At 75.2% G+C, this 21,548-nt stretch carries 17 protein-coding genes; 8 read left to right on the forward strand and 9 right to left on the reverse strand.

Features of this window, described 5'->3' with window-relative positions; all coding sequences use genetic code 11:
• Positions 1–43 precede the first annotated feature (43 nt).
• The 3 genes from BMX65_RS28365 to BMX65_RS28375 are packed head-to-tail and all read right to left on the reverse strand — an operon-like array spanning position 44 to position 3,275.
• A complete protein-coding gene (locus BMX65_RS28365; RefSeq protein ID WP_177214367.1) occupies positions 44–1,852 on the reverse strand; it encodes a hypothetical protein in 1,809 nt (602 codons plus the stop codon).
• A complete protein-coding gene (locus BMX65_RS28370; RefSeq protein WP_075003221.1) occupies positions 1,849–2,115 on the reverse strand; it encodes a MoaD/ThiS family protein in 267 nt (88 codons plus the stop codon). The genes BMX65_RS28365 and BMX65_RS28370 overlap by 4 nt, the downstream gene beginning before the upstream one ends.
• Before the next feature lie 14 nt (positions 2,116–2,129).
• Entirely contained in the window at positions 2,130–3,275 is a 1,146-nt protein-coding gene (locus tag BMX65_RS28375; RefSeq protein ID WP_075003222.1) for an alpha/beta fold hydrolase, read from the reverse strand.
• Positions 3,276–3,577: 302 nt separating this feature from the next.
• On the opposite strand from BMX65_RS28375, the gene BMX65_RS28380 reads away from it, so the two are divergent.
• The 6 genes from BMX65_RS28380 to mshD all read left to right on the forward strand — a co-directional run bounded on the left by BMX65_RS28380 (position 3,578) and on the right by mshD (position 10,525).
• Positions 3,578–4,360: a winged helix-turn-helix transcriptional regulator gene (locus tag BMX65_RS28380; RefSeq protein WP_075003223.1), complete on the forward strand. Its 783-nt coding sequence runs from the start codon at positions 3,578–3,580 to the stop codon at positions 4,358–4,360.
• Positions 4,361–4,680: 320 nt separating this feature from the next.
• Positions 4,681–5,730 (forward strand): LacI family DNA-binding transcriptional regulator, encoded by a 1,050-nt coding sequence (locus tag BMX65_RS28385; protein ID WP_075003224.1) that lies wholly within the window; start codon positions 4,681–4,683, stop codon positions 5,728–5,730.
• Positions 5,731–5,826: 96 nt separating this feature from the next.
• Positions 5,827–7,080 (forward strand): S1C family serine protease, encoded by a 1,254-nt coding sequence (locus BMX65_RS34035; RefSeq protein ID WP_075003225.1) that lies wholly within the window; start codon positions 5,827–5,829, stop codon positions 7,078–7,080.
• 158 nt (positions 7,081–7,238) lie between these two features.
• A complete protein-coding gene (locus tag BMX65_RS28395; RefSeq protein WP_239502296.1) occupies positions 7,239–8,027 on the forward strand; it encodes a response regulator transcription factor in 789 nt (262 codons plus the stop codon).
• An 80-nt stretch (positions 8,028–8,107) separates the two neighbouring features.
• Positions 8,108–9,559 carry a HAMP domain-containing sensor histidine kinase gene (locus BMX65_RS28400; RefSeq protein WP_075003296.1) on the forward strand — a complete coding sequence of 484 codons (1,452 nt, stop codon included), beginning with the start codon at positions 8,108–8,110 and terminating at the stop codon, positions 9,557–9,559.
• Positions 9,560–9,625: 66 nt separating this feature from the next.
• The gene (mshD, locus tag BMX65_RS28405; RefSeq protein ID WP_075003227.1) at positions 9,626–10,525 is read left to right on the forward strand and encodes a mycothiol synthase; all 900 of its coding nucleotides are present in this window, start codon (positions 9,626–9,628) and stop codon (positions 10,523–10,525) included.
• Positions 10,526–10,749: 224 nt separating this feature from the next.
• On the opposite strand, the gene BMX65_RS28410 is transcribed toward mshD, so the two are convergent.
• Together BMX65_RS28410 and BMX65_RS28415 are read right to left on the reverse strand one after the other, a co-directional pair.
• Entirely contained in the window at positions 10,750–11,265 is a 516-nt protein-coding gene (locus tag BMX65_RS28410; RefSeq protein ID WP_075003228.1) for a hypothetical protein, read from the reverse strand.
• 393 nt (positions 11,266–11,658) lie between these two features.
• Positions 11,659–13,590, reverse strand: a complete 1,932-nt coding sequence (locus tag BMX65_RS28415; RefSeq protein WP_075003229.1) for a helix-turn-helix domain-containing protein — start codon at positions 13,588–13,590, stop codon at positions 11,659–11,661.
• 229 nt (positions 13,591–13,819) lie between these two features.
• Between BMX65_RS28415 and BMX65_RS28420 the strand changes: the two genes are divergently transcribed.
• Positions 13,820–16,078 carry an RNA degradosome polyphosphate kinase gene (locus BMX65_RS28420; protein WP_075003230.1) on the forward strand — a complete coding sequence of 753 codons (2,259 nt, stop codon included), beginning with the start codon at positions 13,820–13,822 and terminating at the stop codon, positions 16,076–16,078.
• Between the two features lie 192 nt (positions 16,079–16,270).
• On the forward strand, positions 16,271–17,587 hold the full coding sequence (locus BMX65_RS28425) for a CHAD domain-containing protein (protein WP_079172125.1): 1,317 nt from the start codon (positions 16,271–16,273) through the stop codon (positions 17,585–17,587).
• 45 nt (positions 17,588–17,632) lie between these two features.
• On the opposite strand, the gene BMX65_RS28430 is transcribed toward BMX65_RS28425, so the two are convergent.
• From BMX65_RS28430 to BMX65_RS28445, 4 genes are all read right to left on the reverse strand, one after another.
• Positions 17,633–19,213 carry an FtsX-like permease family protein gene (locus BMX65_RS28430; protein ID WP_204357591.1) on the reverse strand — a complete coding sequence of 527 codons (1,581 nt, stop codon included), beginning with the start codon at positions 19,211–19,213 and terminating at the stop codon, positions 17,633–17,635.
• On the reverse strand, positions 19,210–19,923 hold the full coding sequence (locus tag BMX65_RS28435) for an ABC transporter ATP-binding protein (RefSeq protein ID WP_075003231.1): 714 nt from the start codon (positions 19,921–19,923) through the stop codon (positions 19,210–19,212). Before BMX65_RS28435 ends, BMX65_RS28430 begins: the two co-directional genes overlap by 4 nt.
• Complete coding sequence (locus tag BMX65_RS28440) at positions 19,920–20,459, reverse strand: PadR family transcriptional regulator (protein ID WP_075003232.1); 540 nt, start codon at positions 20,457–20,459, stop codon at positions 19,920–19,922. Before BMX65_RS28440 ends, BMX65_RS28435 begins: the two co-directional genes overlap by 4 nt.
• A 201-nt stretch (positions 20,460–20,660) precedes the next feature.
• Complete coding sequence (locus tag BMX65_RS28445; RefSeq protein WP_075003233.1) at positions 20,661–21,488, reverse strand: SAM-dependent methyltransferase; 828 nt, start codon at positions 21,486–21,488, stop codon at positions 20,661–20,663.
• Positions 21,489–21,548: the final 60 nt, after the last annotated feature.

Consider the following 21,548-nt stretch of genomic DNA (forward strand, 5'->3'; position numbering starts at 1 on the left):
TGGGGGGACAGTGAGGCTCCCGTTGCAGCCAGGCCGCCTGTCGTCAGAGCAGAGTGCGGCCCAGCAGGTGGACGGCGGGTGCGGCCAGGGTCAGGGGGAGGGCGACGCCCGCGGTCATATGGACGAACCGGGACGGCCAGTCGTAGCTGGCCACCCGCAGCCCCAGCACCGCGCACACTCCCGCGCCCACGCCGATGAGCGCGGCCGGGACCGGATCCACACCGGTCAGCCGGCCTGCCGCGGCCCCGGCGGCCGCCGCGGCCGCCAGCGCGAGCGGCACCGACAGCGGCCCGGGCAGCGGTACGGCCCGGGCCAGCGCCGCCACCCCGACCGCGGCGGCTCCCACCGTCACCGCGTCGGCCTCGGCCGGGAGCAGCCCGGCGGCCAGCACCGTCAGCCCGATGGCGGCGAAGCCCGCGGTGAGCGCGTAGAGGCGCTCGTCGGGGCTGGAGTTGTTGCGCAACTGCAGCACCAGGGACAGGACGCACCACACGCCCGCCGCACCGAGCAGCACCGTCGGCGCCTCTCCGCCGTCGGTCAGCAGCAGCCCGGCGTCGGCCGTCAACCCGGCCACGAACGCCAGCGCGATGCCCTGTCGGGCGGGCCACATCCCGTTCAGCCGGTACCAACCGGCCGCGGTCAGCGCCTGGAGCAGCACGAGCGCACCCGCGAGCGCACCGTGCCCCAGCGGCGCGGTGGCCGCCAGCAGCGCCGCGAGGACCGCGGTGACGGCGGCGGGCCTGATCCCCGGCGCGATGATCGGGGAGCCGGTCCGCTGCCGTGCGCTGCCGGTGCCCGCTGTGGCGGCCGTGACGGCAGGGTCCGTCGGGTCTGTCGGGTCCGCCGGGGCCTGTCGGGCCGGGGGCGGCTGCGGGGCGGTCCGGGTGCCGTGGGGTCGTGGTCCGGCCTGCGGTGCCGGCTGGGCTCCGGGCTGCGGGCCGGGCAGTGGTCCCGGCTGGGCTCCGGGCTGCGGGCCTGACTGCGGTCCGGGCTGGGACTGGTGCTGTGGCATCGGCTGGTGCTCTGTGTGGCTTTCCGGTGGCAGGGGCTGCCCGGCCCCTCCGGGCCGGAGCGGGCCCGAGGAGGCGGGCAGGGGCTGGTGGGCCGACGGGGTCCCGTGCGGGAGCGACCCGGTGTGCCCGGGTGCTCCCGTCGAGGGATCTCCGGTCCGGGCGGAGGCCGCCGCGCCGCCGGGCTGCGGCCCGTCGATCCGGGTCACTTCGTAGGTCACGTCGTAGGAGACGTCGTACGCCGGTCCGTTCGCCGGTCCGTTCGCCGGTCCGTACGGCGGTCCGTAGGGCGGCTCGTACGCCGGTCCGTTCGGCGGCTCGTGCGGCGGCTCGTGCGGCTGTCCGGGCGTCTGCCCGTACGGACCGGGCGTCTGCCCGTACGGAGCCGGGTGCGTCGCCCCGTACGGGGAGCGCTCGCCGTGGTCGGGCAGCCGGTCCGCCGCAGGGCCGTACGGATACGGGCCCGCGGCGCCCTGGCCGCCCCGGCCGTCTCCGTCCCGGTCGTACTGCTGGCCGTACTGCTGGCCGTACCCGTAGGCGTACCCGGCCTGCCGGTCGTAGGGGCTCTGCTGTCCGTACGGGGCCCGGGGAGACGCCTCCTGGGCGTACGCGTCCGGACCGTAGGGCCCCGAGGCGTACGGATCCGTCCCGTACGGGTCCTGGGCGTAGGGTCCGGGCCCGCCGTACTCGGGCTCGCCGTACCCGGGCCCGGCGGCGTCCGGCGGGGCGGCGCCCGGCTGGGGCGTGTGCGGGGGCAGCGGGTGGGACGGGTCGGGCGGCACGGGCCGACCGTATCCGTCGTACGTACCGCCGTAGGGCTCTTCGGGGCGGCCGTCGCTCATCGGGCGCCTCCCGCGAACGGGGGGAGGACCTCGACGGTGCCGCCTTCGCTGAGCTGGACGGCGTCATGGGTGCGGGTGCCGACCGGGTCGCCGTCGACCAGGAAGGAGCAGCGCAGCAGCACGCGGGCGAACTCGGGCCGTTCGGCGTGCGTCTCGCGGGCGCGCCGGAGCGCGTCCGCGAGGGTGCCGGCCTCGTACGGTTCCTCGGCGGTGCCTGCCGCGGCCTTCGCCGCCGCCCAGTAGCGGATCGTGCCGCTGGCCATGGTTGGGGTCCCTCTCAGCCGTCCGTGCCCTCGGTGGCGTCCGGTGCCGGTCCCGGGGCGTGTCCCGGCGTGCTTCCGGCGGCCCGCGGGGCGTGTGGGTCGCGGGTCCCATGATGCGGCCTCGCGGCGGGTGCGCGTAGCCGGGTGGCCGCCCAGGTGCCGATCCGGTCCAACAGCGCGGCGTCCGCGGCGTTCTCGGCGTGTCCGAAACCGGGCCGCAGCCACAGCTCGCAGGCTTCCGGGTCGGCCGCCTCGGCGAGCGAGAGCGGATGGTCGACGGGGAAGTACGGGTCCTGGTCGCCGTGCACGACCAGCAGCGGGACCGGGGCGATCCGCGGGACGGCGGCGACGGGCGGCAGCGGTACGGGGTCCCAGTCCCGGTGGTGGACGCGGGTGCGGAGCCCGTAGCGGGAGACGAGCCGGCCGAGCGGGTGCTGGATCGCCCAGTGCAGCCGCCGCATCGGTGCCGTGCCCCGGTAGTACCAGCGGGCGGGCGCGCTGACGGCCACCACGGCGTCCGCATGGGCGGGAGCGGGAGCGGGAGCGTGGGCGTCCGTGTGGACGGGGGCGTCCGCATGAGCGGGAGCGGGAGTGGCTGCCGCCGCGTCGGCGGCATCCCGCGGGCTTGCCGGGGCGGCCGTGCGCCCGTCTGTGCGCCCCCTGTGCATCACAGAATCGAAAGTTGACTCTGCGTGACCCCGGCCGTACTCCGCGCGGCACAGGGCCGCGTGGCGCAGGACGACCGAACCGCCCATCGAGAAGCCGACGGTCGCCACCGTGCGGTGCCCCTGTGCGCGCGCCCACGCCACCGCGGCGGCCAGGTCCAGCACTTCCCTGTCCCCCACGGTCGAGCGCCCGCCCGACCGGCCGTGCCCCCGGAAGGAGAAGGTCACCACGGCCGCGTGCGCGGTGAACGCGGTCGCCGCGCGGCGCACCGCCGGCCGGTCCAGAGAGCCGGTGAAGCCGTGCGCCAGCACGATCGCGCCCGGGTCCCCGGCGGTTGCGGAGCCGGTGTCCGGGCCCGCGTACGGCTCGTACCGGGCCTCGATCCGGACCCCGTCGGCGGTCCGCAGGTCCTTCCGTACCGCCGTCGTGTCAGTACGCTGCGTAACACCCTGGCGGGGGGCGCGAGCGATGTCACATGCCGCTCCGACTCTCATGCGGGTATTCTGCTGGCAAGCAGGATCCGGGCAGCGTCGCCCCCGGGTCCTTTTGTGCTTTCTGGGGGTCGTGGCCGGTGGGACAGGCCCGCGGCCCGGCCCTCGGGCAGTGCCGTACGAAGCAGTGCCGCCATATTCCCCCGGGCACCGGCCCGGGTGGCGCCCCCGGCGCAGGGCGCCAGGAGGGAACTCGACGTCATGGGCAAGCGAACCGTGCAGAACCGAGACCGGAACCGAGGCCGTTCGAAAGCGCACCGACCACGTCCGACGTGGGCCCTCTCGCCGAGGGAGGGTGTCACCGCATGAGTTCACTGCTGCTCCTCACCAACGCACTCCAGCCCTCTTCGGAGGTGCTTCCCGCGCTGGGGCTCCTCCTGCACAACGTGCGCGTCGCCCCCGCCGAGGGGCCCGCGCTGGTGGACGCGCCGTCTGCCGACGTGATCCTCGTCGACGGCCGGCGCGACCTGCCGCAGGTGCGCTCCCTGTGCCAGCTCCTGCGCTCCACCGGACCCGGCTGCCCGCTGATGCTGATCGTGACGGAGGGCGGGCTCGCCGCCGTCACGGCGGAGTGGGGCGTGGACGACGTACTGCTGGAGACCGCGGGACCCGCCGAGGTGGAGGCCCGGCTGCGGTTGGCGACCGGCCGCCGTCAGCTCACCGCGGACGACAGCCCGATGGAGATCCGCAACGGGGACCTGTCGGTCGACGAGGCGACCTACAGCGCGAAGCTGAAGGGCCGGGTCCTGGACCTGACCTTCAAGGAGTTCGAGCTGCTGAAGTTCCTCGCCCAGCACCCGGGCCGGGTGTTCACCCGCGCTCAGCTCCTCCAGGAGGTGTGGGGCTACGACTACTTCGGCGGCACCCGCACCGTCGACGTCCATGTCCGGCGGCTGCGCGCCAAGCTGGGGCCGGAGCACGAAGCCCTGATCGGGACGGTCCGCAACGTCGGGTACCGCTTCGTCTCGCCGGAGAAGGCCGAGGGGCCGCCCGCCGCTGAGCCCGCCTCCGGCGCCGGGTCCGTCGCGGACGCGGCGGAGCGCGTGACCCGCGAGGCGGCGTCCTCGTCCCGGCGCAGCGGCGACTGACCGCCGGAGGGAGCGGGACCGCCGGAGGGAGCGGGACCGCCCTGGGGACCGAGGCCGCTGCAGGGACCGAGGCCGCTGCAGGGACCGAGGCCGCTGCAGGGACCGAGGCCGCCGGAGGGACGGGTAGGGCCGAAGGAAGGGACGGGTGCGGCCGGGGGGACCGATACGGCCGACGGGGCCGGTACGGAGCTCTCCGGCCGGCCCCGGGAGCCCGCTCCCGGCCCCGGCCACCGCAGTGCCGGGAGCCGTCCGCCGCGGCCCGGCGCGAAGGGCGGCGACGGGCGCGGAGCGGGGCGACTCATCCCGCGTAGACTCTCGGCGTGGCCAAGGTGACGCGGGACGACGTGGCGAGGGTGGCGGGCACCTCGACAGCCGTTGTCAGCTATGTGATCAACAACGGTCCCCGGCCGGTCGCCCCGGCGACCCGGGAGCGGGTGCTCGCCGCCATCAAGGAGCTGGGGTACCGGCCCGACCGCGTGGCCCAGGCCATGGCGTCCCGGCGGACGGACCTCATAGGGCTGGTCGTCCCGGACGCCCGCCAGCCGTTCTTCGCGGAGATGTCGCACGCCGTCGAACGCGCGGCGGCCGAGCGCGGAAAGATGGTCCTGGTCGGCAACTCGGACTATCTGGACGAGCGCGAGGTGCACTATCTGCGTGCCTTCCTCGGCATGCGGGTCTCCGGCCTCATCCTCATCAGCTCCGGTCCCAGCGAGCACGCGGCCGCGGAGATCGACGCGTGGGACTCGCGCGTGGTGCTGCTGCACCGGCGGCCCGAGGCCATCGACGACGTCGCCGTCGTCCTCGACGACGTGGGCGGCGCCCAGTTGGCCGTCCGGCACCTGCTGGAGCACGGCCACGACGCGGTGGCCTGCCTCGGCGGCGTCGAGGAGACCCCGGTGCTCGGCGACCCGGTCACCGACCACGTCGTGGGGTGGGAGCGGGCCATGCGGGAGGCGGGCAAGTCCACCGCGGGGCAGCTCTTCCAGTCCCCGTACAACCGGTACGACACCTATCAGCGCTCCCTGGAGCTGCTGAGCAGACCCGACCGGCCGACCGCGCTGTTCTGCGCCACCGACGACCAGGCCATCGGGGTGCTGCGGGCCGCACGCGAGCTGGGCATCGACGTGCCCGGCGAGCTGGCCGTGGCGGGGTTCGACGACGTCAAGGAGGCGGCGCTGACCGATCCGCCGCTGACCACCGTCGGCTCGGACCGCGAGGCGATGGCGAAGGCCGCCGTCGACCTGGTGCTGGACGACTCGCTGCGGATTCCCGGGACGCGCAACGGCGGCGTCCCCGGCAGCAAGGGCCGCGTCCGGCAGTTCCCCTCCGGACTGGTGATCCGCCGCTCCTGCGGCTGCGATCCGGCCTGAGCCGCAGCGCCGCGGGCCGAACGGCCGCCGCAGGGCGAGAACTCGGAGGTTTCTCACCGCCTCCTCAGAGAGCTCTCATCTTGCCGGAGCACGCTCATGGGCATGGACAGCTTCGAGAGGCAGACCCCGCACGGCACGTACGGCCCGCAGGGCGGCCGACCCTCGCAGGGCACGCAGGCCCCGCACGGCACGCAGTCCCCGCAGGGCACATCCGACGCGCACGGCACGCAGCCCCCGCAGGGCCCGCAGCCGCCGTATGCGGACCGGCCCGAGCAGCAGGCGCCGGCGCCCTTCGGAGCCGTACCGCCCCCGCCGCCGCCCCCGGCCGCGCCGCCCCACGCCGCCTTCGCCGCGGAGCCCGGCGCCCCCGGCGCGGCGGGTGACCCGGCGGAGCCCGGTGCCTCCGGCGCCCCTTCCGACGCCGGGCACGGGCGCCCGCACCGCCGCCGGATGCGGCAGCCCGCGGCGCTGCTGACGGCGGTCGCCGTGGCCGCGGCCGTGATCGGCGGAGGGACCGCCTTCGGCATGGAGCGGTTGCTCGGCGGGCACGGCGGGACGAACTCGGCGGCGCCCGCGGTCGGCGGCAGCAACGCGACGGCGAAGGGCGCGGTCTCCGACGTGGTGCGCAGCGTCCAGGACAGCGTGGTGGAGATCAAGGCGATCAGCGGTTCGGGGGAGTCGACCGGCTCCGGCGTCGTCATCACCAAGGACGGTCAGATCATCACCAACAACCATGTGGTCTCCGGCGCCGACACCGTGAAGGTCTCCTTCAGCAGCGGCAGAACGGCGGACGCCGAGGTTGTGGGGACCGACGCGGACAAGGACCTGGCGCTGCTGAAGGTGGACGGGCAGGACGGCCTCCAGCCCGCTCAGCTCGGCGACTCCGGGGCGGTCGGCGTCGGCGACCAGGTCGTCGCCATCGGCTCGCCCGAGGGCCTCTCCGGAACGGTGACCAGCGGGATCGTCTCCGCCAAGGACCGCGAGGTGAAGGTTCCCAAGGAGGACGGCGGACAGCAGAGGCTGCCGGGGCGGAACGGCGGTGGCAGCGGCAGCGGCGGCCAGGAGTGGCCGTTCGAGTTCGACGGCGGCCAGTACAACGGCGGTGTCCAGGGCGAGACGACCACCTACAAGGCCATCCAGACCGACGCCTCCCTCAACCCGGGCAACTCCGGCGGTCCGCTGTTCAACATGTCCGGCCAGGTCATCGGCATCAACTCGGCCATCTTCTCGTCCGGTTCGGGGCAGGGCCAGACCTCGCAGGCCGGCGCCGGCAGTGTCGGCCTGGGCTTCGCCATCCCGGTCGACGACGTGAAGAAGGACCTGGACGCGCTGCGGCAGGGGGGTGCGTGAGGGCGCTGCGTGACCTGCTGGGCGGCCGGGACGGTGCCAAGCTGGGAGCCATGCCCTCCGACACCACGCCTCCGCCGCCCCAGCCGCCCCAGCCGTCCCAGTCATCACAGGCGTCCGCGGGGCCGGAGCCCGCTCCGTCGGCCCCCGCGTCCGGACCGGTGCCCGCGTCCGGACCGGTGCCCGCTCCCGGGAACGCTCCCGGGAACGCTCCCGGGAACGCTGCCGGGAACGCGTCCGGGAAGCAGACCGTCCTCGTCGTCGACGACGAACCCGCGGTCCGGGACGCGCTCCGCCGCAGTCTGAGCTTCGAGGGGTACGCGACCCGGCTCGCCGCCGACGGGGCCGAGGCCCTGGAGAAGGTGGCCGAGTACCAGCCGGACCTCGTCGTCCTCGACGTCCTGATGCCCCGCATGGACGGGCTCACCGCCGCGCGGCGGCTGCGGGCCGCGGGCCAGCGGGTGCCGGTGCTGATGCTGACCGCGCGTGACACCGTCGGCGACCGCGTCACCGGGCTGGACGCGGGTGCCGACGACTACCTGGTCAAACCCTTCGAACTGGACGAACTCCTCGCCCGCGTCCGGGCGCTGCTGCGGCGCAGCTCCTACGCGCGTGCCCAGGCGCAGGCCGAGGCCGCGGAGGAGCCGGAGACCCTGGTCTTCGCCGATCTGCGGATGGACCTGCTCACCCGCGAGGTGACCCGGGGCGGGCGCCCGGTGGAGCTGACCCGCACCGAGTACACGCTGCTGGAGATGTTCCTCGCCCACCCGCGGCAGGTGCTCACCCGGGAGCAGATCCTCAAGGCCGTCTGGGGCTTCGACTTCGAGCCCTCGTCCAATTCGCTGGACGTGTACGTGATGTATCTGCGGCGCAAGACAGAGGCGGGCGGCGAACCGCGGCTGGTGCACACGGTGCGCGGCGTGGGCTACGTGCTGCGGGACGACACGTGAGCCTCGGCTCCGACCACACGGGGCGCGGCGTCCGCACCGCCCTCTTCCGGCTGCGGCGCGGCGGCGCCCGCGCCGTCTCGATGCCGCTGCGGGGCCGGCTGGCGCTGCTGGCCGCGACGACGGTGGCGCTGGCGGTCGCCGCGTGCGCGCTGGCCTGCTGGTTCCTCGTCCGCGCCCAGTTGCTCAGTTCGCTGGACGACTCGTTGCGGGACAACTCCGTGGCGCCCGGCGCCGTCGTCGACCGGGTGCAGTCCGGCCAGTGCACCCCGCCCGACCAGCCGGCGCCCAACCCCTTCGGCGCCACCGTGCAGGTGGTGGACCCGTCCGGCGGGAACTGCGTGATCGTCGGCAGGAAGCTGGACGTCGCCGACGCCGACGTGCGGGTGGCCGAGCGGCGGCACGGCGAGGCCCTGCACACGGCGCGCGCCTCGGACGGCACCGAGTACCGGGTCCGCACCACGCCGGTCGCGGGCACCGGGCTGGCGGTCTCCGTGGCGCGGCCGATGGCCGAGCTCCAGGAGTCGCTGCGCAAGCTCGCGCTGATCCTCACCCTGGTGGGCGGCGCGGGCGTACTGGGCGCTGCGGGCGCCGGTGTCGCGCTGGCCCGCGCCGGACTGCGGCCCGTGGACCGGCTCACCGGGGCCGTGGAACACATCGCCCGCACCGAGGACCTGGCGGTGCGCATCCCGGTGGACGGGCACGACGAGATCGCCCGGCTGTCCCGGTCCTTCAACGCCATGACCGAGGCGCTGGCCTCCTCGCGCGAACTCCAGCAGCAGCTCATCGCCGACGCCGGGCACGAACTGCGCACCCCGCTCACCTCGCTGCGCACCAACATCGACCTGCTGGTCCGCAGCGAGGAGACCGGGCGGGCACTCCCCGAGGAGGACCGCAGGGAACTGCTCTCCTCGGTGCAGGCGCAGATGGCCGAGCTGGCCGAGCTGATCGGCGACCTGCAGGAGCTCTCCCGCCCGCAGGCGGTCCCGCACGCCGCGGAGGGCGAGGGCGCCGGTCCGGGCGGCCCGAACGCCCCCGGCGGGCCGGGCGGTTCCGTCGCCCCGCCCCGGGCCGCGGTGGTCGGGCTGCACGAGGTCGTGGAGCGCGCCGTGGAGCGGGCCCGGCCGCGAGGGCCGCGGCTGACGCTGACGACCGACCTCGCCCCCTGGTATGTACGGGCCGACGCGGCGGCGCTGGAGCGTTCGGTGGTCAATCTGCTGGACAACGCGCTCAAGTTCAGCCCGGAGGGCGGCAGCGTGCACGTCGTGCTGCGGGACGGGGTGCTGACCGTCCGCGACCAGGGGCCCGGTGTCCCGGCCGACGAGATCCCGCACGTCTTCGACCGCTTCTGGCGCTCCCCCTCGGCGCGGAGCCTGCCCGGTTCCGGCCTCGGGCTGTCGATCGTCGCCCGCACCGTGCGGCAGAGCGGCGGCGAAGTGCGGCTCCAGCGCCCCGCGGACGGCGGCCCGGGAACCGAGGCGGTGCTGCGGCTGCCCGGCGCGCCCACTCCGCCGCCGTCCGAGCCGCCCCGCTGAGCGTGTCCGCGGTCGGCGGAGCGACGAGCGGTCCACTCCCGCGCGTTCCGCCGTAGGGTCGTCCCCATGAGTGACGTGGATGTTGTGGACGAGGTGTCCGCGGACGATGTACGGGAGGTCCAGGCGCTGATCGACGCCGCGGCGCGGGAGGACGGCCAGCCCGCCGTCTCCGAACAGGGCAGGCTGCAGTTGCGCGGCGGCTCCCGCCCGGGCGTGCGCCACCTGCTGCTGCGCGGCGGCGACGGCGTGCTGTCCGGCTACGCGCAGTTGGAGGACACCGACCCGGTGGAGGCTCCGGCCGGGGAGTTCGTCGTCGCACCCACGCGCCGCGGCAACGGCTACGGCCGGCGGCTGGGCCAGGCGCTGCTGGACCAGTCCGGGCGGCGGCTGCGGGTCTGGGCGCACGGCGGCCATCCCGCGGCGCGGCACCTGGCGCAGAGCCTGGGGATGACCCTCTTCCGCGAGCTGCGCCAGTTGAGGCGCCCGCTGGCCGGACTGGAGCTGCCCGATCCGGTGCTGCCGGACGGGGTGACCGTGCGGGCCTTCCGTCCCGGCGAGGACGACGCGGCCTGGCTGGCGCTGAACGCCGCCGCTTTCGCGCACCACCCCGAGCAGGGCACCCTCACCCAGCGCGATCTCGACGACCGGAAGGCCGAGCCCTGGTTCGACCCGGTCGGCTTCTTCCTCGCCGAGCGGGACGGGAAGCCGGTCGGTTTCCACTGGACGAAGGTGCACTCGGCGGAGGAACTGGGCGAGGTCTACGTCCTCGGCGTCGACCCCGGTGAGCAGGGCGGCGGCCTCGGCAAGGCCCTCACCACCATCGGCCTGCGGTACCTGGCCGACGAGCGGGGCCTGCCGACCGCCATGCTCTACGTCGACGCCGACAACGGGGCCGCCGTGCGGGTCTACGAGGGGCTCGGCTTCCGCACCCACGAGACGGACCTGATGTACCGCACCGAGACCTGACGGCCGGGTACCCGGTTCCGGCCCGAGGCCGGACACCGGGTCCCGCCCCGAGGGCCGGAGGACGCACGTCCTCCGGCCCTCCCCCGTTGCGGGCCCTCCCCCGGCACCGCCGCGGTGGGGAGGCACCGTCGCGCGGGCGGGGGAGGAGACTGCGGAGCGGCCTCGGCGGCCGGGTCGCCCCGGCCCCGCGAGGACCACGGCGCGGCCGGAGTCGCTCGGGGCCGTCAGACCCGGGGTGAGGCGGTGACGGAGTAGTGGACGTAGCCGTCGCCGTCGTTGTTCCAGTTCAGCTTCCAGGCACCGTCACCGACCGCGTAGCGGGAGACGGCGTGCCGGAAGGTCGGGGTGGTGTAGGAACCGTCGCCCTTCTCCATCCGGCCTTCGAGGCCGAAGTCGCGGTGGGCGCGGATCGGGTCCGGCGCGCCGGCGACGCTCTTCTTGAGGTAGACCCGGAACTTCGCCGCGTCGAAGGTCCGCGGGGTGGGGTTCGGGTAGGAGGACGGCACGTCCCAGCTCAGCTTGGCGTAGCTGTAGATGTAGCTGCCGGACCGGTAGGAGCACATGGTCGCCTTGAGGGTCCAGTTGTCCGCCCACGGACCGGAGTACCCGCGGTCGTCCACGGTCTTGGTGGTCGTGTTGCAGGACGCCGCCATCGCCGGGGGCGCCATGACGACCGCCGCGCCGGCGAGAGTGCCGAGGCAGGTCGCGGCGACCATGGCCCGGCGCAGAAGGGTGCGCATTCGATGACTCCTGGTTCTCCGCACGGGGTGCGGCTTCGCTGGTACGAGCCGACCGCGCCCCGGTCCGGCACCTGCGCGCGGGGCCGGGGCGGGAAGACGGCGTGCCGGGCTTCAGGGCGGCGAGTCGGTTCGGCACCGGGCTTCCGCGCAGTGGCGGTCCCCAACCGCCCGGCGACCGTCCGAAGGTGCCGCTCGTTCGCGCACGCGGCAACGCCCTGAGAGAGGCGGATACTCGCCCGCCCGTTCGTCGCTTCCCCCGCCGGTGCGGTCGGACGCCGGAATCGTAGGCACACAGGCCGCCACCGCGCCGTATGCATCCGAGGCGGCCGGCTGTGCATGTGAGGCGTCCGTTCCGGACGGCGGGCGGCGCGCGGGTCTCCACGGATCGGCGTATCAGCGCCCGGGCCCCGCCGGATCCGGCACTGCGGTCACCGGGAGCTGCCCGGCGGCCACCATCAGCAGCAGTACCTGGTGCGGGGCGGCTCCCTGCTCGCCCAGCGGCAGCCGCAGCAGCCCGCCCAGCGCCGAGAGCCGGGCCGCGAGGGTGTTCCGGTGCATGCCCAGCGCCGCGGCCGTCGCGCCCGCGTGGCAGTTGTGCGCGAGCCAGGTGGCCAGCAGCCGCACGGGGTCGTCCGCCTGCTCCAGCACCGTCAGCTCTCGCGTCGCCCGGTCCACGACCGGTGACTCCCGCAGCAGCGCCCGCAGCCCGGGAGGTGCCTGCGGTGCGAGGTCCGGCGGGACCGGCAGGTCGGCGAGCTGGAAGGCGAGGTCGGCCACCGCGCGGTGCGCGACCTGCCGGTGGTCGAGCCCCATTGCCTCCAGCACCAGCCGGAGCCGCTTGTTGGCCGTGGTGCGGTCGACGCCGAGCAGCCGGCCCGCGCGCAGCGCCCCGTAGGACAGTGCGCGGCGGGCGGTCGGTACCGCCTGGGAGCGCTGCTCCTCGGTGAGCTTCCGCAGCCCGCCGCGGACCTGGTGTGCCCACACTCGTGCCCGCGGGGGCAGCGACGCCAGGAGGGAGGAGGCCCCGGTGTCCCGGACGATGCCCTCCGGATCGTTCCGGGCGGCCGTCAGCGCCCGTACCGCGGCCTCATAGCCCAGGGCGGTCTGCGACCAGGGCCGGGGCCCCGAGACCCCGGCGAGGCGTCCGGGCCGCTGCTCCACGACCGGGCGCAGCAGGGCCAGCGGTGTGCCGCCGTCCGGGTCCTGCGGAAGGACCACGATGACGTGCCGCGGATCGGCCGGACACAGGACGACCAGCCCTCCGTCGCCCACCGCCTGTTCGCAGGCCGTGGCGGTCCGCCCGCGGTCCTCCTCCGGTGCGCGCTGCACCACGGCCACCACTCCGCGTGCGGCGGCCAGGACTTCGCCGACGCCGTACTCGGCGGCACCCAGCCGGGCCAGCGGTTCGGCGACCCGTACGGCGCCCTCCCAGTTCCCCAGCATCAGGTACTGCAGCACGGACACCCGCACCCCCCGCAGAGCGGTATGCAACACCTCGCGGTCGCGGCGGTGCCGCACCGCACAGTCCAGCAGTGCCGCCTGCCCCGCCGTGTGGGCCAGCAACTGACGCAGGTGCGGGGGCCAGCCTCCGGAGCGGAGTGCGGCCAGCACCCGGTGCGGCCGGTCGCTTCCGACCGCGTGCAGCAGCAACTCCCGATCACGGAACGGCACGGCCGCCGTGCGGATCCGCCCGCACCGCACCTCCTCCAGCGTCCGGCGCTGCTCGGCGGCCAGCCGGTCCCACTCGGCATGCCCCGGCTCGACCAGGCTCACCAGGCCGCCGGTGACGGCGGCCACCTCCCGCAGCAGTCGCGCCGGACCCTCCGCCCGCTCCAGCGCGGCCGCGGAGAGGGCCAGCACCCGTGCGGTCGCGCGGGCGTTCTCCCGCTCCACCGCCAACTGGGTGCGCAGCACGCGGCGCAGGGTCTCATCGGAGTCCCAGTGCGCTGCCGGGACGAGTGCCGGCACTCCTGCCGCTCGGGCGGCCTCATGGCCGGCGGGGGCCGCGGCGGGCGCGAGCACCACCGCGACCACGCCCGCGCGGACGAGTCCCCGCAGCGCCGTACCGGCGCAGTCCGGCACCATCCCCTCCGGGCCGGTGGGCAGGACGGCCAGTCCGGCCCGCATCCGGGGCGCGTCCGCAGGCAGACGCCAGCGCGCATCGCACGCCACGGCGTCGTCCACGTGCTGCGCGGTCGCCGGTGCCGAGGTGTCGGCGGCCGGTTCCGGCGGGCCGGCGGAGTCCGGCCGGTACGGACGGCCGGGGCAGTCCGGGAAGCGCAGTACCGGGTGGGGGCCGGTGGTCAGATGGCGGAGGTTCAGCATGGACGGAGCCGTGGTGGGGGAGAGGCCGGGTGGGGGGTGCGGGGGATACTAACCGGCCAGGCCGCTTCCCGGACCTCCCGGGAGCGGAGGAATGCGCGGGCCGCCCACCCCGGCAGGTCATCCGCGGCACCCCGCGATGCCATGTCGGCGTAACCATTGATTCAAACTCGCGTGCGAGCCTCGCGGAATGGCCCGGTCCTCCCTCGCAGAGAGCATCGACAATGGCGGTATGACCCAGCAGCCGCAGTCCCCGGTCGGCTCGATCGCGGCCCACCGCCTCAGCTCACCCACCGATCCCGGAAGTGTCCCGGGCGCCGGCCCCGATCTGGGCCTGGACCCCGACCTCGACTCCGACCCGGACGTGTACGGGGGCGGCGCAGGCCGACTGGACGACGAGTCCGCCGCCGACCTGCCGTCCGACCGCTTCCTGGACCGGGAGCGCAGTTGGCTGGCCTTCAACGAGCGGGTGCTCGAACTCGCCGAGGACCCGGAGACGCCGCTGCTGGAGCGGGCGAACTTCCTGGCGATCTTCTCCGGGAACCTGGACGAGTTCTTCATGGTCCGCGTCGCGGGCCTCAAGCGCCGGATCGCGACCGGCGTGGCCACCCGCAGCGCGGCGGGGCTCAAGCCGCGCGAGGTGCTGGAGGGGATCTGGGAGCGCTCGCGGGAGCTCATGGAGCGGCACGCCGCCTGCTACCAGCAGGACATCGCCCCGGCGCTGGCCGCCGAGGGGCTGCACCTGCTGCGCTGGGCGGAGCTCACGGACAAGGAGCAGGCCAGGCTCCTGACCCTCTTCCGGCAGCAGATCTACCCCGTGCTCACCCCGCTGGCCGTCGACCCGGCCCATCCCTTCCCCTACATCTCGGGCCTGTCGCTCAACCTGGCGGTGGTCGTCCGCAACCCCGTCAGCGGGCACAACCACTTCGCGCGGGTGAAGGTGCCGCCGCTGCTGCCGCGGTTCCTGGAGGCGTCGCCGCAGCGCTACGTCCCGCTGGAGGACGTGATCGCCGCGCATCTGGAGGAGCTGTTCCCGGGGATGGAGGTGCTCGCGCACCACATGTTCCGGGTCACGCGCAACGAGGACCTCGAGGTGGAGGAGGACGACGCGGAGAACCTCCTCCAGGCCCTGGAGAAGGAGCTGATGCGGCGCCGGTTCGGCCCGCCGGTGCGCCTGGAGGTCGAGGAGTCCATCGACCCCTACGTCCTCGACCTGCTCATCCGGGAGCTGAAGGTCGGCGAGTCGGAGGTCTTCCCGCTGCCCGGGCCGCTCGACCTGACGGGACTGTCCGGGATCGTCGCCGCCATGGACCGCCCGGAGCTGAAGTACCCGAAGTTCGTGGCCGGCACCCACCGGGACCTCGCGGAGGTCGAGTCCGCCTCGGCCCCCGACATCTTCGCCGCGCTGCGCCGCCGCGACGTCCTGCTGCACCACCCCTACGACTCGTTCTCCACCTCCGTGCAGGCGTTCCTGGAGCAGGCCGCCGCCGATCCGGACGTGCTGGCCATCAAGCAGACGCTGTACCGCACCTCGGGCGACTCGCCGATCGTGGACGCGCTCATCGACGCCGCCGAGTCCGGCAAGCAGGTGCTCGTCCTGGTCGAGCTCAAGGCGCGCTTCGACGAGCAGGCCAACATCAAGTGGGCCCGCAAGCTGGAGGAGGCGGGGTGCCACGTCGTCTACGGGCTGGTCGGGCTGAAGACCCATTGCAAGCTGTCGCTGGTGGTGCGCCAGGAGGGCGAGGTGCTGCGCCGGTACGCGCACGTGGGCACCGGCAACTACCACCCCAAGACGGCCAGACTGTACGAGGACCTGGGCCTGCTGACCGCCGACCAGGAGGTGGGCGCGGACCTGTCCGACCTGTTCAACCGGCTGTCGGGCTACTCGCGGCGGGAGACCTACCGCAGACTGCTGGTCGCCCCGCGCTCCCTGCGGGACGGACTCGTCGCACGGATCCAGCGGGAGATTGAGCACCACCGGGCCGGGCGCGAGGCCGCCATCCGTATCAAGGTCAACTCGATCGTCGACGAGACGGTGTGCGACGCCCTCTACCGCGCCTCGGCCGCGGGCGTGCCGGTGGACGTGTGGGTGCGCGGCATCTGCGCGCTGCGGCCCGGCGTACCGGAGTTGAGCGAGAACATCCGGGTGCGCAGCGTGCTGGGACGGTTCCTGGAGCACTCGCGGGTGTTCTCCTTCCGGAACGGTGGCGAGCCGGAAGTGTGGCTGGGCAGCGCCGACATGATGCACCGCAATCTCGACCGGCGGATCGAGGCGCTGGTGCGGGTCACCGACCCCGCGCACCGCACCTCGCTCGACCGGCTGCTGGTCACCGGGATGTCCGACGCCACGGACTCCTGGCATCTGGGCCCGGACGGGGTGTGGACGCGGCACGCGCGGGCCGCCGAGGAGGAAGGCGGGCAGCGGCTGCCGAACGTGCAGGAAATGCTGATCGAGGGGCGGCGGCGCAAACGCGGTCCGGCCGCGACGTGACGTGCGGCGCCGCGTGGCGGTTGGGGGACTGAGGGCGATGCGGCGACGCAGGGGCGCACGGGCACACCCGCGCGGGGCGGCTGGTGCGGCAGATGGGTCCGGCAGGTCCGGTGGGTCCGGTGGGTCCGGTAGGTCCGGTAGGTCCGGTGGGGACGGTGGGGACAACGTGCGCGGTGCGCGGAAGGGGACGTGATGGGACGGAGCCGGGACGTGGTCGTCGAGTCCGGGCGCGGTACGCGGGAGCCTCCGCGGCCCGCCGGGGCGCCCGGGGGCACGGCGACAGATCCGGCCGTGGACCGAGCGGCGGCCGCAGGTCCGGGTGCAGCCGCGGCCACGGCGCCCGCAGGTGCGGCGGCGGCCGCGGGGACGGTTCCCGGGCCCGCGGGTCCGGCGGCGCCCGCGGGGACGGCCGCCGAGGTGCTGGGCGGCTATCTGCAGGAGCGCGCCGCGGAGTTCCTCCGCGGGCTGCGCGACCACGCGCAGGGCACCGGCGCCGGTGCGGGGGGCGCCGGAGGCGGCTCCGGCGGGACGGCGGGAGCGGCGGACCGCGCCCGTGCCGCCGCCTCCGTCGGCGCCCTCCGCTCGGCCGCCCGCCGGATGAACGGGGTGCTCGTCACCTACCGTGCGCTGCTCGACCCGGTCTGGGCCGACAATCTGCGTACCGAACTGAGCTGGCTGGCCGGAGTGGTGGCCCGCGAGTACTCCTGTGCGGACCGGCTGGAGCGGCTGTCGGCCGCCCTGCACCGGCTGGCGAGCGGTGCGGCGGGCAGGGGCGAGGGCACCGACCCGGCGGCCGCCGAGGCGGGCGGCCGGACACCCGGCGCCGCGGGCGGCGGGCGGCGGTCCGCCGGAGGCGGTGCGGCCACTCGCGAGCGTGGCGCCCTGCCGGTGGGAGCGGCCCGTGCCGGGGCCCTGCTGGAGCGCCAGCTCACCCTGGCCCGCACCCGCGCCCACTCGGCCGCGCTCCAGGCCCTGGGCTCGGCCCGGTTCCACGCGGTCGCCGACGCGGTGGCACTGCTGGCCTCCGAGACACCGTTCCGCCCGGGCGGCGACGCCGACCGGCCGGTCGCGGTGGTGCTCGCGCCGCCGGCCGAGCAGGCGCGCCGCCGGCTCGACGAGGCCGTCGCCGCGCTCCCGCTCTCCCGAGCCGGCGCCCCGTACAACGCCGACGGCCTCTCCCGTTCGCTGGGCACCGAGGCACGGCAGGACGCGGCCTGGGACCACGTCCGGGTGCTGCTGCGGGTGTACCGCTACGCGCAGGAGGTGCTGGGCCCGCACGCGGTGCCCGACCCGCGGCTCCGCCCGGCGGGCGAGGCCCTGGAACGGCACCACGAGGCCGCCGCGGCCGCCGCTGCTGCCGCCTCCGCCGCCGCGACCCCCCGCATCGCGCCCGCCACCGCCTACGCCCTCGGCGTGCTGCACGCCGACCAGCGCCACGAGGTCGAGGCCGCCCGCTTCACCTTCGGCCGCCACTGGACCCGCACCCATCCCGAGGGCGCCCCTTCCTGAGCCGGTTCCCGGGGCGCTTCCTGAGGCGGGGCGGCGCCGTTCGGCTCATTGGGTGCGGAGTTCCTCGACGGACGCGGTGGAACGCAGGAAGAGCAGGGCCGCTGCGGTCGCGGCGAGCAGCAGGACCAGCGCGCCACCGGCCTGGAAAGCCAGTTCGGCCCAGGGGATGTGGGTGGTGCGGACCATCTCGGGTACCTCGACCGCCTTGCTGTTGGCGTCGGTGAGTGCGTCCGGGCAGCCGTCCGCGGCGACGCACGCGCGGAAGCGGTGTCCGCCGGCCGCGGCCTTGCGGCCCATGACCCCGCGGCCCAGGGCGGTACCCAGCGAGAGGGCGAGGAGAACGGCGGGTACCGCGGGGGCGAGGGTCTGCCACAGGGTGGCCCGGGCGAGCACGCTCCTGGGCACCCCGGAGGCGATCAGCGCCGCGTGGGTGCGCCTGCGGGCTGCGACCGCCTCGGCGAGCGCGACCAGCAGTCCGCCGACTGCGATCACCGCAGCGGTGACGACAGCGACATCCACCAGGAACATCGAGTCGAGGTAGAAGGGGTCGGCTCTCGTGAGTGCCCGGTCGTCGACTCCGGCGCGCGCCTCGTAGCGCGCCGCCGCCGTCTCCGCGTCCCACAGCGCCGAGAAGGTGGCGCGGACGGCTGCCGCACCGGCGCCGACCAGTACGCAGGCCAGGAAGGCGGACAGCGTGCGACTGCCGTGCCACGGGTCCGCGATCAGCCGCCGGGCGGCGAGCAGGGCCGGGGCGCGGCGGGCGTGGCGGTGGAGTATCCGGCCGGCGGTGTGGGAGATCCAGGCGGTGCCGAGCACCAGCCCGAGTACGGTGCACACTCCGCCGATGAGCAGGAGCAGCAACGGCAGTCCGCCTTCGACGAGTACGGAGTCCGTTTCCGGCAGGCCGCTTTCCTCCGGGCGCAGGGCGCCCACCCCGGCGAAGGCCGCTGCTGCGGCCAGCAGGAGGAGCCCCGGCCACGGGCGGGGGACCCGTGTACGGACGCGGCGGGTCACTCCCAGGGGGCTCACCACGACCCGGCGCGTCAGCACCGCGGAGCTCGCCGCGCTGAGCAGGGGGATGCCGAGCAGAACCGCGGCCATGCCGACCGGGTGGGGCAGCACATCGGTGGGCAGCGGCAGTCGGCCGTCCGCGTTCGGCTCGTCGAGAACGGCCCGGAGCGTGAAGTGGACGGCGAAGCCCGCGCAGGCGCCCAGCAGGGCCGCGAGTCCGGTTTCGGTGGCGACGACGGCGGTGCTCTGCCGGGGTGTCGCTCCGGCCAGTCGCAGCGCGGCCAGCCGCCGGTCCCTGGCGGGCGCGCCGATGCGGGCGCACTGCCCGGCCAACGCCAGTACCGGGAGGGTCAGCAGGCCGAACGCGAGGCACACCCCGGGCCGCAGCCCCGGCTGCCGCAGCAGCAGGCTGCTGTACTGGTCCGACTGCGCCCGGGAGCCCGCGGTCACGTCGAGGGGCGTGCCGATGGCGGCCACGGTCAGTCCCGCGAGCAGGGCGAGGGTGCCCAGCAGCGCGCCCGCCGCGGTGAGGACGACCCGGAGGGTGTCCGTGCGGGTTCCGGCACGTGCGAGCCGCAGCAGCACCGCGGGCCGCATCTCCAGCACGGCGCTCACAGCGGGGTTCCCGTCCGCGCGCCGGCGCCGAGTCTCCCGGTGCCGAGTCCGCTCGCGTCGACGACGCCGTCGTGGAGGACGACTTCCCGGTCGGCGTATGCGGCCACGACCGGGGCGTGGGTGACCAGCAGGACGCTGGTGCCCCGCTCGCGGGCCGTCCGGACCAGTTCGCCCAGGAGCTTCTCCCCGGCGAGCTGGTCGAGGGCGCCGGTGGGTTCGTCCGCGAAGAGCACCCCCGGCTCGGTGACCAGCGCACGCGCCGCTGCCACGCGCTGTTGCTGGCCGCCGGAGAGCTGTCCCGGCCGGGACTCGGCGGCCTCCGCCACGCCGAGGCGGTCGAGTTGGTCGCGTGCTGCCGTGCGGGCCTCGGCGCGGCTGCGTCCGGTCAGCAGCAGGGGCAGTGCGACGTTCTCCGCCGCTGATATCTCCGCCACGAGCTGGCCGAACTGGAACAGCACGCCGAACTCCGTGCGGCGCAGCCGGGTCCGGTCGGCCTCCGAGTATGCGTCCAGCGGCCTGCCGCGGTACCGGACCTCGCCCGAGTCGGGTTGCAGGATGCCGGACAGGCAGTGCAGCAGGGTGGACTTGCCGCAGCCGCTCGGCCCCGTGACGGCCAGGACCTCTCCCTCGGCCAGCTCGAGGCCGACGCCGCGGAGCGCGGGCGTGGGGCCGTAGGACTTCACGACTGAGCGTGCTTCCAGGACTGTCATCCGTGGATCTCCCGATGGAGGTCGGTGACGCGTTCCAGCGTGGTCTGCATCCAGCGCAGGTCGGCGTCCAGGTGGGTGAGGGCGAAGTCGGCGGCGATCACGTCGCCGAGACCGGTCGTCGGATCCGCCTTGAGTGCGGTGAGTTCCCGCAGCCGCGCCGTGTGCGCCCGGCGTTGGGCGCTCAGCCAGGTGCGGGCCTGTTCGGGGTCGGCGACCAGCAGCGCGACGACGACCTTGGCGAGCAGGTCGGAGCTCACGTACGGGGCCGGGGTCTCGACTGCGGCCAGCCACGTGTCCAGCGCCCGGTGGCCCGCGTCGGTCAGGGCGAACAGCGTCCGGTCGGGTCCGCCGTCGCGGTCGGTGCCCGTCTGCTCGACCAGCCCGTCCCGTTCCAGTCGCCCCAAGGTGGCGTACACCTGGCCGAACGCCATCGGCTTCGCCTTCGGAAAGCGCAGGTCATGGGCCTTCTTCAGGTCGTACCCGTGCAGCGGTCCGGCGGCGAGCAGGGCGAGCAACACGTGAGCTGCGGTGGACATGACCCCCACTATTCTCTGAATGAATAGTCGGGGTCAAGTGCGCACGGTCACAGGATCTTTGCGGTGTGTCAGACGTGTGGGGGCCGCTCGCGGTCCGGCTGCGGGAACGCCTCCCGGGCAGGGGCCGCCTGTGCGGCGGTCCCGAATCGGGGGCCCGGCGGGGCGGCGGCGCCCGGCGGCGAACCGTCGGGGCGGGAGGCGTCAGACGAAGGCGCCCGGCATGGTGTGCGGGGCGAGGGCGCTCCAGCGGACCGTCACCTCGCCCTGGCGCCAGCGGCGGGGGCCGTCGGCCAGCGGCCAGTCCGCGGCGAGGGCGTGTACCGCGCGGATCCAGCGCTGGCGGGCGCTGAGGGCGCCGTAGGGGGCGGCGGTGGCCCAGGCGCGGTCGAAGTCGGTGAGGAAGGCGTGCACCCCTTCGCCGGGCACGTTGCGGTGGATGAGCGCCTTCGGCAGCCGTTCGGCCAGGTCGGAGGGGGCCGCCAGGGTGGCAAGGCGGGCGGCGAAGGTCACCGTCCGCGGGCCCTCCGGGCCGAGCGCCACCCACACATGGCGGCGGCCGATCTCGTCGCAGGTGCCCTCCACCAGCAGCCCTTCCGGCGCCAGCCGCGCGCACAGCCGCCGCCACACCGGAAGGACCTCCGCTTCCGGGTACTGGCGCAGCACGTTCGCCGCGCGGATCAGTGTCAGCCCGCGGCCCCGGTCGACGGGCAGTTCGAAGCCGCCGCGGACGAAGGCCAGGCCCGGGCGCGCGTACGGGTACGCCGCGGCGACCCGCGCCGGGTCGATCTCGACGCCGTACACCCGCGCGTCGCCGCGCACCGTGCGCAGCCGCTCCAGCAGCTCGACGGCCGTCCAGGGTGCCGCACCGTAGCCGAGGTCGACGGCGGCGGGCGGGGCGGGGGAGCGGCGGAGCGCGGGGCCGTGCGCGGCGGCGATCCAGCGGTCCATCCGGCGCAGCCGGTTCGGGTTGGTCGTCCCGCGGGTGACCGTACCGACCGGGCGGGACGGTACGGGGGAACGCGGCGGCATGAGGCGAGGATACGCGGGCCCGGAGAACCGAGCCGATTGTCACAGTTCGGCAAATTCGAC

Origin of the sequence: Streptomyces qinglanensis (genome assembly GCF_900111245.1) — a bacterium.
Lineage (GTDB): Bacteria > Actinomycetota > Actinomycetes > Streptomycetales > Streptomycetaceae > Streptomyces > Streptomyces qinglanensis.